This is a genomic window from Dietzia sp. HMSC21D01, from assembly GCF_001815995.1.
GTDB classification, from domain to species: Bacteria; Actinomycetota; Actinomycetes; order Mycobacteriales; family Mycobacteriaceae; genus Dietzia; species Dietzia cinnamea.
In genome coordinates this window covers 1-11,719 of the sequence record NZ_KV823976.1, presented here as the reverse complement: position 1 = coordinate 11,719, position 11,719 = coordinate 1, and the positions used below count along the sequence as shown (strand labels likewise).

Annotated in this window: 9 protein-coding genes and 1 tRNA gene; 2 read left to right on the top strand and 8 right to left on the bottom strand. The window is 71.9% G+C overall.

Annotated features, from left to right (window positions below; genetic code table 11):
- Window positions 1-476, bottom strand: a 476-nt coding sequence (locus tag HMPREF3086_RS11395; RefSeq protein ID WP_210401866.1) for a Rho termination factor N-terminal domain-containing protein, incomplete at its 3' end; no start/stop codon positions are given.
- A 432-nt stretch (window positions 477-908) separates the two neighbouring features.
- Between HMPREF3086_RS11395 and HMPREF3086_RS11390 the strand changes: the two genes are divergently transcribed.
- Window positions 909-2,561 (top strand): long-chain-fatty-acid--CoA ligase, encoded by a 1,653-nt coding sequence (locus HMPREF3086_RS11390; protein ID WP_246830974.1) that lies wholly within the window; start codon window positions 909-911, stop codon window positions 2,559-2,561.
- Between the two features lie 6 nt (window positions 2,562-2,567).
- Here the strand turns inward: HMPREF3086_RS11390 and thrB are convergent, their stop codons facing one another.
- The 5 genes from thrB to argS are packed head-to-tail and all read right to left on the bottom strand — an operon-like array spanning window position 2,568 to window position 9,022.
- The gene (gene thrB, locus HMPREF3086_RS11385) at window positions 2,568-3,530 is read right to left on the bottom strand and encodes a homoserine kinase (protein ID WP_070721955.1); all 963 of its coding nucleotides are present in this window, start codon (window positions 3,528-3,530) and stop codon (window positions 2,568-2,570) included.
- Window positions 3,527-4,609 (bottom strand): threonine synthase, encoded by a 1,083-nt coding sequence (gene thrC / locus HMPREF3086_RS11380; RefSeq protein WP_070721954.1) that lies wholly within the window; start codon window positions 4,607-4,609, stop codon window positions 3,527-3,529. Before thrC ends, thrB begins: the two co-directional genes overlap by 4 nt.
- Window positions 4,606-5,958, bottom strand: a complete 1,353-nt coding sequence (locus tag HMPREF3086_RS11375; protein WP_070721953.1) for a homoserine dehydrogenase — start codon at window positions 5,956-5,958, stop codon at window positions 4,606-4,608. Before HMPREF3086_RS11375 ends, thrC begins: the two co-directional genes overlap by 4 nt.
- Complete coding sequence (gene lysA, locus HMPREF3086_RS11370) at window positions 5,955-7,373, bottom strand: diaminopimelate decarboxylase (RefSeq protein WP_007628479.1); 1,419 nt, start codon at window positions 7,371-7,373, stop codon at window positions 5,955-5,957. Before lysA ends, HMPREF3086_RS11375 begins: the two co-directional genes overlap by 4 nt.
- Window positions 7,370-9,022 (bottom strand): arginine--tRNA ligase, encoded by a 1,653-nt coding sequence (gene argS, locus HMPREF3086_RS11365; RefSeq protein WP_070721952.1) that lies wholly within the window; start codon window positions 9,020-9,022, stop codon window positions 7,370-7,372. The genes lysA and argS overlap by 4 nt, the downstream gene beginning before the upstream one ends.
- A 189-nt stretch (window positions 9,023-9,211) precedes the next feature.
- Between argS and HMPREF3086_RS11360 the strand changes: the two genes are divergently transcribed.
- Window positions 9,212-9,284 (top strand) — tRNA-Arg (locus HMPREF3086_RS11360).
- A gap of 107 nt (window positions 9,285-9,391) precedes the next feature.
- Here HMPREF3086_RS11360 and HMPREF3086_RS11355 read toward each other — a convergent pair.
- Together HMPREF3086_RS11355 and HMPREF3086_RS11350 are read right to left on the bottom strand one after the other, a co-directional pair.
- A complete protein-coding gene (locus tag HMPREF3086_RS11355; RefSeq protein ID WP_070721951.1) occupies window positions 9,392-9,871 on the bottom strand; it encodes a MarR family winged helix-turn-helix transcriptional regulator in 480 nt (159 codons plus the stop codon).
- Between the two features lie 76 nt (window positions 9,872-9,947).
- The coding region (locus HMPREF3086_RS11350) for an ATP-binding protein (protein WP_070721950.1) at window positions 9,948-11,719 on the bottom strand (1,772 nt) is incomplete at its 5' end.

Here is an 11,719-nt window from a genome sequence, read left to right as displayed (position 1 = left end):
CGGTCGCCCTGGGCGCGTCCGTCGCCCTGGGAGCCGCCCTCGTCGCCCGCCGGTGCGGACTCGCCGCCGTCGGCGCCGTTGCGCGCGTTCTCCCCCGCGTTGTCCGCGCGGTTGCCGCGTCCCCTTCGACCCGTGCCCGTCGACGGTGCCGATCCCTCGGCCGAGGAGGACTCGGACCGCGCCTGCGACTCCTCGCGGCGGGGCGCGTCCGCCTGCTGCGGTGCGTCCGCCCGGCTCGTGGCCTCTGCCTCGCGCGGGGTCTCAGCCTGGCGCGGGGTCTCGGCGCGGCGCGGTGCGTCGGACTGAGCGGGGCGGCCGCCCCGCGCGCCTTCGATCATCGCGACGAGGTCGCCCTTGCGCTTACCCGACAGGCCCTTGAGGCCCATCTGCTGCGCCAGTGCCTTGAGCTCGGGCAGTCGCATCGCCGACAACGCGGCACCCTGGGGCGGGGTGGAGGTGGTGTCCGTCGAGGTCACAAGGATCCTTTCTGGGCCCGGGGCCGGGGCGGTGGGTTCCGCCTCGCATCGAGCAGGTGTCCGGGAAGCGGACTCGGCGTCCCGGGGTGGCCACGTGGGCCTTCCGCACCGGCACCATGGCCGGGCACGGATCTTTCGTCTGAAGGGGGATCCACGCGAGGGGAGAACCGCCCGATGCGGGGGATCCCTGTACGTCACTCGCCGATCGGCCGCTCCGACCGAGACCGACCCACGCCATACCGACCTGCTGCGGCGGGAATGGAAGTGGGATGACTCGGGACGCGGGGACGACCGGGCGCCCGTGACTGAGGACCAGCATACTACTCGGATACCGATCTCGTGCACATCCCCCTCGCGCGGGTCGCGACCGGAGCGAGGGGCGGTCTCCCGGGCCGGTAACGTACACCACACCGGAGGGCGCACGACGTGGAGGTGACCGTGTTCGGAACCATGGCGGACACGCCGCTGCTCGTCTCGCGCATCCTCGAGCACGCCGCCGAGCGACACGGCGGTTCCACCGTCACCGGATTCGTCGGAGACCTGGAGCCACGGCCCGTCCGCTTCGACGTCGTCACCTCCCGCGCCGCCGCCACCGCACACGCGCTCGCCGGCCTCGACGTGCGCCCCGGCGACGTGGTGGGCATCCTCTCCGGTGCCCGCACGGAGGTCGTCGAGTTCATGTTCGCGCTGCCGGCCATGGGCGCCGTCGCACTCCCCGTGAACATCCTCCGCTCCCAGGACTTCATCCTCTCCGCCCTGAGGGACAACCGGGTCGAGGTGGTCCTGGTCGATCCCGAACTGCTCCCCTCGGCGTACGCCGTGGCCGCACAGGTCGAGACGCTGCGCCACGTCGTCGTCGTCGACGCCACCGTCTCCTCCGCCCCCGGTGACCTGCGCGCCGAGGTCCACGCCCTCGAGGCCCTCCTCGACGGGCAACCCACCACCTACCCGTGGCCCGAACTCGACGAGCGCTCCGCGGCGGCCATCGCCTACACGTCGGGCACCACCGGCGCCTCCAAGGGCGTCGCCTACACCCACCGGTCCATCTGGCTCCACTCCATGCAGATGTGCATGGCCGAGAGCGCGGCGCTGCGCAGCGGCGACACCGTCCTGACCACCATCCCCATGTACCACGTCATGTCGTGGGGACTCCCCTACGCGGCGTTCATGTCCGGCGCGGGCGTCATCACCGCCAGGCCGCGCCCGGGGAAGGTCATGAGCACCGGCGCCGACGTCGCCGGGCTCCTCGGCACCTACCGACCCAACAAGATGGCGACCACCCCCGCCACCCTCCAACGTCTCCTCCAACGCCTCGAGACGAACCCCCAACAGATCGGCCACCTCAGCGAGGTCCTGGTCGGCGGCTCCCCCGTGCCCGAGGCGCTGTTCGACGCGTTCGTCAAGCGCCACGGCGTCACGATCATGCAGGCCTACGGCCTCACCGAATCCAGCCCGATCGCCACGTTCGCCCGCCCGGACCCGCACTCGTCGGCCACCTACCGACGCGCACAGATGCTCGGCCAGGGCAGGTTCCCCGCCGGCGTCCAGGCCCGCCTCGTCGATGGCGACCGGGTCCAGCCGAACGACGGGTGGTCCGCCGGCGAACTCCAGATCCGCGGACCGTGGGTCACCGCCGGATACCTCGGGGACGAGGCGTCCGACCGGTTCGTCGACGGATGGCTCCGCACCGGCGACGTGGGCACCATCTCGCCGAGGGGCTACCTCGACGTGGTCGACCGGGTCGACGACATCATCGCCTCCGGCGGCGAGCTGATCTCCACCGTCGAACTCGAGCACGCGGTGCTGCGCGACGACCGGGTCGCGGAGGTCGCGGTCGTCGGCGTGCCCGACGAGCGCTGGGGAAACCGGCCCCTCGTGCTGGTGCGTCTCAAGGCCGGCGCCACCGCGACCGCCCGCTCGCTGTGGGACGGGCTCGACGGGCTCGTCGAGCCGTGGAAACGCCCCGATCACTGGGCGTTCGTCGACAACATCCCCCAGACCACCGTCGGGAAGTTCGACAAGATCCGGATCCGCGCCCGCCACGCCGCGGGCGACTACCAGGTCACGACGATCGCGCCGCGCTGACGCCGGTCAGCCGGCCGCCACGACGCGGGCGCCGTCCGCGATCTCCAGGTCCCGGACCGTCCACCCCTGCCGCTCGGCCAGTTCCCGCAGATCCGAGGGGAGCGCGCCGGTGCCGAGCACCAACACGGTCGGGCCCGCACCGGAAACCGTCGCGGCCAGCCCGCGCTCGCGGAGCCGGGTGACCCACTCGGTGGTGCCGACCAGGGCCGGCGCGCGGTACGACTGGTGCAGCCGGTCCTCCGTCGCGGCCAGCAGGTGCTCGGGGTGGGAGGCCAGGGCGACCGACATGAGCGCAGCGCGGCTCGCGTTGAACGCCGCGTCCTCGTGTGGGACGGTCGCCGGCAGCAGGCCCCGGGTCTGGGCGGTCGAGGACGTCTCCGACGGCACCAGCACGGTCGCCACGATCGACGGGTCGACCTCCATGCGCACGGCCCGGTAGTGGACGCCGTCGGACGACCGCTCGGTCCACGAGACCACGACGCCGCCCAGGACACTCGCGGCGGCGTTGTCCGGGTGACCCTCGAACTCACTCGCCAGCTGCACGAGATGGTCGGTGGACAGCGCACCGTCCATCAGTCCGTTCGCCGCCACCAGTCCCCCGACCGCGGCCGAGGCCGACGATCCGAGACCGCGCGAGTGCGGGATGGAGTTGGAGCACGAGATCCGGACGCCCGGCGCTCCGACACCGCCCGCCCGGAGACCCGCCTCGACGGCCTTGGCCACCAGGTGCGAGGCGTCCTCCGGTAACTGGCCGGCGCCCTCCCCCGAGACCTCGAGCTCGAGACCCGAGGCGATGACGGTCACCGTGATGGTGTCGTACAGGGCGAGCGCGACACCGAGCGCGTCGAACCCTGGCCCGAGGTTCGCGCTCGAGGCGGGGACCTCGATCGTCACCGTCCGGCCGACGGGCAGGATGCGCCCGCCCGAACTGCCGAAGACCTCCGGGCCGGAACCGTCCACGGCGCTCACTGCAGACCGAGAGCGCCGGCCACCGCGGAGGGGTCCACCGGCACGGGCTCGACCTCGGGCATGCCCAGCAGCGCCGTGTCCGGGTCCTTGAGACCGTTACCGGTCACCGTGCACACAATGGTCTGCCCGGCCTCGAGCTCGCCGTTCGCGTGCGCGTCGAGCAGGCCCGCCACCGACGCGGCCGAGGCGGGCTCGACGTAGACGCCGTCCTTGCCGGCGACCGTGCGGTACGCCTCGAGGATCTGCTCATCCGTGCGCTTGCGGAACGTCCCGCCGGACTCATCCCGCGCCGCCACGGCCCCGTCCCACGACGCCGGGGCGCCGATCCGGATGGCGGTGGCGATGGTCTCCGGATCCTTGACCGGCGCGCCGTCGACGAGCGGTGCCGCACCCGCGGCCTGCACACCCATCATCCGCGGCCGGGTCGAGATGACGCCGTCGGCGTGGTACTCGGTGTAGCCTTTCCAGTACGCGGTGATGTTGCCCGCGTTGCCGACGGGCAGGAAGTGCAGGTCGGGCGCCCGGCCGAGGACGTCGACGATCTCGAACGCCGCGGTCTTCTGCCCCTCGATACGCACCGGGTTCACGGAGTTGACGAGCCCGATCTCCGCGTAGGTGGCGGTGGTCTTGCGCGCCAACTCCAGGCAGTCGTCGAAGTTGCCGTCCACCTGGATGATCGTCGCACCGTGCATGACCGCCTGGGCGAGCTTGCCTGCGGCGATCTTGCCCTGCGGGATGAGTACCGCGCAGCCCATGCCGGCCCGGGTCGCGTACGCCGCCGCGGACGCCGACGTGTTACCCGTCGACGCGCATAGCACCGCCTTCTGACCCCGTGCCTTGGCGTCGGTGACCGCCATGGTCATGCCGCGGTCCTTGAACGAGCCGGTCGGGTTGAGGCCCTCGACCTTGAGGTACACCTCGCACCCGGTCACCGCGGATAGATGGGTGGCGTGGATGAGCGGGGTGCCGCCCTCGTACAGCGTCACCGGCTCCCAGTCGGAACCGATCGGCAGGCGATCGCGGTAGGCCTCGATGAGGCCGGGCCACCGGCGGTGCACGGGCTGGTGGGTGTTGCTCATTCGGTGTCCACTCCCTCGAGACGGATGACGCTGGTGATGGCGGTGACCGCGTCCTGATCCGACAGCGCGGCGACGGTGTCCGCCAGAGCGCGCTCGGTGGCCAGGTGGGTCAGAACGGTGATCTCGGCGGTCGGCTCGACGTCCTCGGTCTCGGCGTCGGGCACGTCGACCTCGGTCTGGCGCACCTGGGCGATCGAGACCCCGTGCGTGGAGAACTCAGTGGCCACCTGCGCGAGCACACCCGGCTTGTCCGCGACCCGCATGCGCACGTGGTACCGGGTCGAGATCTCGTCCATGTTCGCCACCGGCAGGGCGGCGTACGTCGACTCCCCGGGCGCGCGCCCTGCGCCGGCCTTGTTGCGTGCGGCCGCGACCATGTCGCCGAGCACGGCGGAGGCCGTGGGCGCGCCGCCCGCGCCCTGACCGTAGAACATGAGGCGACCGGCGGCCTGGGCCTCCACCACGACCGCGTTGAACGCGCCGTTGACCGCGGCCAGCGGATGGCTGTTCGGTAGCAGGGCCGGGTAGACGCGCGCCGAGACGGCCTCCGAGCCGTCGCTCTGACGCAGCTTCTCGCAGATCGCCAGCAACTTGATGGTGCAGTCCATGTCACGCGCGGACTCGAAATCGTCGGGCGAGATGCGCGAGATGCCCTCGCGGTAGACGTCCCCGGCGGTCACGCGGCTGTGGAAGGCGATCGAGGCGAGGATGGCGGCCTTGGCGGCGGCATCGTAGCCCTCGACGTCCGCCGTCGGGTCCGCCTCGGCGTAGCCGAGCCGGGAGGCCTCGGCGAGCGTCTCCGAGTAGTCCGCGCCGGTCGAGCCCATCTCCGACAGGATGTAATTGGTGGTGCCGTTGACGATGCCCACCACGCGCTCGACCTGGTCGCCGGCCATCGACCGACGCAGGGGCCCGATGACGGGGATCGCGCCGGCGACGGCCGCCTCGAAGTACAGATCGGTGTGGGTCGAGTCCGCGGCCTCGGCCAGCTCGTCGGTGTACTCGGCGAGCAGCGCCTTGTTCGCGGTCACCACGGCCTTGCCGTGACGCAGCGCCTCGAGCAGGAGGGGACGTGGGAGGTCGATGCCGCCCATGAGCTCGACGACGATGTCGACGTCCTCGCGCGAGACGAGCGAGGCCGGGTCCGCGGTGAGCAGATCCGGGTCCAGTCCGCGGTCCTTGGTCAGGTCACGGACGGCGACGCCGCGCAGGACCAGGGGCGCCCCGATGCGGGCGGCCAGCGCCTCGGCGTTCTCGGTCATGTAGCGGATGACCTCGGTTCCGACGGTGCCCATTCCGAGCACCGCCACTCCCACGGGTCGCACGCCCGACGCGGTTACGTCGCTCACTGTCCCACCTCCAGGCTCGTCAGATCGTCCAGGGTCTCACGGCGCAGCATCAGTCGTGCCCGCCCGTCGCGCACCGCGACCACCGCGGGACGCCCGATCAGGTTGTAGCGGCTCGACATGGAGTAGCAGTACGCGCCGGTGGCCGCGACGGCCACCAGGTCGCCGGGGCCGGCGTCCTCCGGCATCCACAGGTCGCGGACCACCACGTCACCGCTCTCGCAGTGTTTGCCCACGAGCCGGGACACGACCGGTTCGGCACCCGAGGCACGACCCACGAGCCGGGCGTCGTAGACGGCGTCGTAGAGGGCCGTGCGGATGTTGTCGCTCATGCCGCCGTCGACGCTGATGTACCGCCTCTGCTCGCCCCCGGCGAGGTCGACGTCCTTGACCACACCGACCTCGTACACGGTGACCGTCCCGGGACCGGCGATGGCGCGGCCGGGCTCGACGACCAGGGTCGGAGGGGTCAGCCCCGCGTCACGCGCGAAGCCCTCGACGATCTCGCGGAGGGAGGCGGCGAGCCTGGCCACAGGAGGCGGATCGTCCGAGGGGACGTAGCTGATCCCCAGTCCTCCGCCGAGGTCGAGGTGATCGAGCTGAGCGGTGCGTTCCGTGCCGAACTCGTCGACGATGTCGCGCAGGAGTCCGATGACCCGGCGGGCCGCGAGCTCGAAGCCGTCGATGTCGAAGATCTGCGAGCCGATGTGGCTGTGCAGGCCGGTGAGCCGGATGTGCGACGCGGCGAAGACGGCGCGGACCGCCTCCATCGCCGCGCCGCCGGCGAGAGAGAAACCGAACTTCTGGTCCTCGTGCGCGGTGGCGATGAACTCGTGGGTGTGGGCCTCGACGCCGACGGTGACGCGGATGAACACGTCCTGGACCACACCCTCCTCGCGGGCGATCCGGTCCAGCAGCTCGATCTCCGACATCGCGTCGATCACCACGTGGGCGACGCCGCTGCGCACGGCATACCGCAGCTCGTCGGCCGACTTGTTGTTGCCGTGCACGGTGATCCGCTCCGGCGGGAAGCCCGCCCGCAGGGCGATGGCCAGCTCGCCCCCCGAGGCGACGTCGAGACTGAGTCCCTCCTCGGCGACCCATCGGGCCGTCTCGGTGGTGAGGAACGCCTTGGACGCGTAATGCACTCGCTCCGCTCCGCCGAACGCGTCGGCCATCTCGCGGCAGCGCGACCGGAAGTCGTCCTCGTCGATCACGAACAGCGGCGTGCCGAACTCGGCGGCCAGCTCGGTCACCGGCACGCCGGCGATCTCGACGACGCCGTCGTCGCGTCGACGGGCGCCCCGCGGCCAGACCGACGGGGCCAGTGCCATGAGGTCGTCGGCGTCGGCGGGCCGCTCGGCGATACCGGGGGCGTGCGGGACCTCGTGTCGGGTGCCCGCGGGATGCGCGCTCACATTCTCTCCGGGGCGGTGACGCCGATGAGGCGGAGGCCGTTGGCCAGCGTCTGCCGGGTCGCCGAGCTCAGCGCGAGCCGGGCCGCGTGCAGGGGCCCGGGCTCCTCGTCGCCCATCGGCAGGACCCGGCAGGTGTCATAGAAGCGGTGGTAAGCGCCGGCCAGTTCCTCGAGGTACCTCGCGACGCGGTGCGGCTCGCGCAGGTCCGCGGCGCTGGCGACTACCCGGGGGAATTCGCCGATGGTGCGGATGAGGGCGCCCTCGCGGTCCTCGACGAGCAGTGCCAGGTCCGCGCCCTCCGTGGTGACCCCGAGGTCGGCCGCGTTGCGCGCGAGGGAGCAGAGACGGGCGTGCGCGTACTGCACATAGAAGACGGGGTTGTCGTTGGTCGCCGACGTCCACAGCTTCAGGTCGATGTCCATGGTCTGGTCGACCGAGGAGCGGATCAGCGCGTAGCGCGCGGCGTCGACACCGATCGCGTCCACGAGGTCGTCGAGCGTGATGACCGTGCCCGCCCGCTTGCTCATCTTCACCGGCTCACCGTCGCGGACGAGGTTGACCATCTGGCCGATGAGCACCTCGATCGTCGCCGGATCGTCGCCCAGCGCCGCGGCGGCCGCCTTGAGTCGTGCGATGTACCCGTGATGGTCGGCGCCCAGCATGTAGATGCACAGGTCGAATCCACGCTCGCGCTTGTCGAGGAAGTAGGCGATGTCGCCGGCGATGTAGGCGGCGTCGCCGTCGGACTTGAGGACGACACGGTCCTTGTCGTCCCCGAACGCGGTGGAACGCAGCCACCATGCGCCCTCGGACTCGTACAGGTTGCCGTTGCCCTTGAGCGTCTCGATCGCCCGGTCGACAGCGCCTGAGGTGAACATGGAATTCTCGTGCGTGTAGACGTCGAAGACGGTGCCGAACTCGGCGAGCGACTTCTTGATGTGGGAGAACATCAGGTCGACCCCGGCCGCGCGGAAGGTCTCCAGCGCCTCGTCCTCCGGCATGTCGAGGACGCCCGGATGCGCGGTCATCACCTGCGCGGCGATGTCCTGGATGTAGGCCCCGGCGTACCCGTCCTCCGGGGTCTCCTCGCCACGTGCAGCAGCGGCCAGCGAACGGCTGAACCGGTCGATCTGGGCACCGTGGTCGTTGAAGTAGTACTCCCGGGTGACCGCGGCGCCGGAGGCCTCCAGGACGCGGCCGAGCGCGTCACCGACGGCCGCCCACCGGGTACCCCCCAGGTGGATGGGGCCGGTGGGATTCGCGGAGACGAACTCGAGATTGACCCGTCGGCCGGCCATCGCGTCGCCGTAGCCGTACCGCTCCCCCTTCTCGAGCACCGTGGCGACGAGCGAGCCCTGGGCACCCGAGTCGAGCCGGATGTTGAGGAATCCGGGACCTGCGATCTCCGCCGACGCGACGCCCGGGTCCTGCGCCAACGCGTCCGCGAGCGCCTGTGCGAGGTCCCGCGGCGCCGACCCGATCTTCTTGGCCAGCTGCAGCGCGACGTTGGTCGCGTAGTCGCCGTGTTCGGGGTTGCGGGGCCGCTCGACGGTCACCGTCTCCGGAACGACCGACGTGTCGGCGCCGCGCTCGGTGAGAACGGCGATGAGGGCGGCGCGGATGACGGCGGCGAGGTCGGCGGGAGTCACGTCTGCCCATCCTAGATGTCGGCACGTCGAGCCGGGAATCGGAGCCCGCGGGCCCGACGGCGACCCGCGCCGGAGGCCACCCGATGCGGTGTCCGCCCGGGCCCGGTGCTACGATCAGTCTCGCTGTTCGACCGGATCCGCCACGCGGGTCCACGAGACGGCCTCCGGCCCCTCGCGGGTCGGTATCCCGCCCTCGTAGCTCAGGGGATAGAGCGTTGGTTTCCGGTACCAAAGGTCAGGGGTTCGATTCCCTTCGGGGGCACGACGGAAAGCCCTCTCCCGCCTGCACAGACGCAGGACAGGGAGGGGGCTTTCTCGTGTCCGGGGCGGCGCGCCTGATCAGCGCCCCGCCGCGGCGTCACCGTGGCGTCACCGCGGCAGGGTGATGCCGTCGACCTTCCCGACGCGGTTCACGACCCGCTCGAAGATGTCGGTGAGGATTCCGACCTCCTCGGGCGTGAGCTCGTCGATGAACAGCTCGCGGACCTTCTCCACGTGCTTGGGGGCCACGGCGGCGATCGCCTGGGCGCCCGCCTCGGTCAGGGTGACGACGGTGCCGCGGCCGTCCTCGGGGCACTCGCCCTTGGCGACCAGGCCGCGCCCCTCCATCCGACGGACCTGGTGGGAGACCCGGCTGCGGTCCCAGCCCAGCGCCGCGCCCAGTTCGCGCGCACGCAGGCCCTGCTCGCTGCCCTCACTGAGGCTCACGAGCACCGAGTAATCGGACTGGGACATCGAGGCGTCACGCTGGAGCTGCCGTTCCATCGCGAGCTCGAGCACTTGATTGACGTCGCGGTACCGCCGCCACATGCGCTGCTCATCGTCGCTCAACCAGCGTGTTTGACTCATGTGACTATTACAGCACGACATTCCTTCGCCGAGTGTCCAGGCTCTCCCCCGCCACCCGCACTCGATCGGTCCGCGCTCACCCGGCGGGCGCGCCCGATCGCTGCATCACGTGCGTGCGGGCGCCCCCGATACCGGCGAAGCGCGCGCGATCGCACGTGAGCACGATCACCTGCGAGGTCGCCGCGGCTGCGGCGATGACCGCACCCATGGTGAGCCTGCGCGTCGGGTCGGTGTAGCCCATGGTGTCGTCGAGGAACACCGGGACTCCGTCGTCTCCGACGAGACGCGCACAGGCGATCCGGACGATGACCGCCAGCTGCTCCCGCGCACCACCGGAGAGCGATTCGTAGTCCACCGTGACGTCTCCGATCCGCCGGGACAGGATCGTCAGGTCCTCGCCGAGCCGGACGTCGAAGTCCCGCCCGTAGACGAGCGACCCGAGGTCGACGACTGCGCGGTGGAACGGCTCCTGGTAGGCGAGCAACGCCTCGGAGCGCCGGGCGACGAGCGTGCGGTGGAGGAGGTCCGCCGCGCGGGCCCGACGCCAGAGAGCGGCGTTCTCCCGCTCCGCCGCGTTCAGCTCGCGCTCCGCGGTCGCGACCGCCTCGAGCCGTCCCTGGTCGCCGATCGCGTTGACCCGACCGAGCGCCGTCGCCACCGCCGCGGCGGAGTCGCGTTCCTCCGCCGCGAGTGTGGCGAGTGAGGCCAGCGCGTTGTCGAGCAGATCCGGCGGTGCATCGGCGAGCGCGTCCTCGAGGGCGGCCTTGGCCTGCTGCGCCTTCTCCCGCGCCGACCGTGCGTGCTCGCGCGTCTCCGCCTCGGCCTCCTCCAGATCCCGGTCGGAGACCGCTTCCCTCGCGGCGCTGAGCTCGTCCCTGCACTCGCCCAGCCGGTCGGCCGCCTCGGCGGCCAACGCCGCCTTGGTCGCGTGCTCGGTCCGGAGGGTCGCGGCCTCGACATCCGCGGCGCGGTCGTCGGCCCGGCATCGTGCCAGCGCCTGTTCCGCGACCGCGGTCTCCTCCGCCGGGTCCCCGGCCCCGTCGGCGTCGTCCACCGTCGACCCGCCGCACTTCTCGGGTCCGTCGGCGTCGGGTGCCGCCGGCCCTCCTTCCTGCTCGTCCGTCGGCTCCGACGCGTCTGCCAGCAGAGCCAGCAGGTCGGCCCGCCGGTCCTCGAGATCCTGCGGGGTGTCGGCGCCGAGCAGGTCCGCCCGACGGCGCCTCAACGCGGTGACCTCGGCCCGGAGGCCCTCGGCGCGTCGTGCGCGCAGATCCGCCTCCTCGACGGAGTCGACGCCGAGGTCGGCGAGGAGCCGGTCACGTTCGGCGCGGGCGGCGTTCTCCTCCCGCCTGACCGCCTCCGTGTCGCCCGCGGGGACGACCGTGAGGGAGACCGTGCCCACCTCGAAGACCGTCTCCTCCACGATGTCGCGGGTCCACCCCGTCCCCGCATCGAGGCTCTCCCCCGCCACGCGGACATCGCCCTCACCGGCGATCTCCACCCTGGGCGCGCTGGCCGCACTCCGGGCGACGGCCTGCCGGAGCGCGTCGTCGGCACGGCGACAGGCTTCGACGGCGCCGTCGGGAACCGCGATCGCGGCGAGGTCGGCCTCCTTGCCCCGCAACTCCTCGCCGAGCGTCTCCAGCGTCCGCAGCAGGCGCTCGACCCCTTCCAGATCAGCACGCCTACGTTCCCGTTCCTCCTCCGCCCGGACGGCGTCGAGTCGAGCCCGGGCACGGGACACGCGTTCCTCGGCTGCCTCCAGCTCGGCGCGGGCGCGGTCGGCCCGGGCCTGCGCCGGCGCCATCCGCTCTGCGGCCACCGCCGTGGCCGCAGACAGGTCGTCGT